This is a genomic window from Kytococcus schroeteri, from assembly GCF_002847825.1.
GTDB classification, from domain to species: domain Bacteria; phylum Actinomycetota; class Actinomycetes; order Actinomycetales; family Dermatophilaceae; genus Kytococcus; species Kytococcus schroeteri.
On record NZ_PKIZ01000067.1, the window covers coordinates 1 to 400 of the forward strand.

Annotated in this window: 1 protein-coding gene; it reads left to right on the forward strand. The window is 67.0% G+C overall.

Features of this window, described 5'->3' with window-relative positions; genetic code table 11:
• Window positions 1-23: 23 nt before the first annotated feature.
• On the forward strand, window positions 24-400 hold a 377-nt coding region (locus CYJ76_RS11520; RefSeq protein WP_238138237.1), incomplete at its 3' end, for a DUF4272 domain-containing protein.

Consider the following 400-nt stretch of genomic DNA (forward strand, 5'->3'; position numbering starts at 1 on the left):
ACCTGTGGCGGAAGGGTTTCCAGGTGGCGACGACGCTGCCGCCAGTGCGCAGCGAAGCCGAGGTGCTGCTGCGCCCCGCCGAGGAGGTCTTCAACCGGGCCGTGACTTTGTCCGTGGTGGCGACCGTTGCCGTAGCAGTGTTGAACGGCGAGCCCGTGGACTTCGACTCGCTGCGCGCGGGATCGCGGCGGACCTTCGACAACCTCACCCCGATTGAGCGGTCCTTCCTCGACGCCGCAGAGACTGCGCAAAAAGCGCAGGAGGCACAGGGAGCACGAGCCTATAGCCAGGAGCTGCGGGACGATGCGTACCAGCTGGCCTGGGCCTACACCGCTGCTGAGTTCCTCGCCTGGGTCGTCGGCCTGATCGACATTGACGTCTTCGGGCTCGCCCCCGTGGA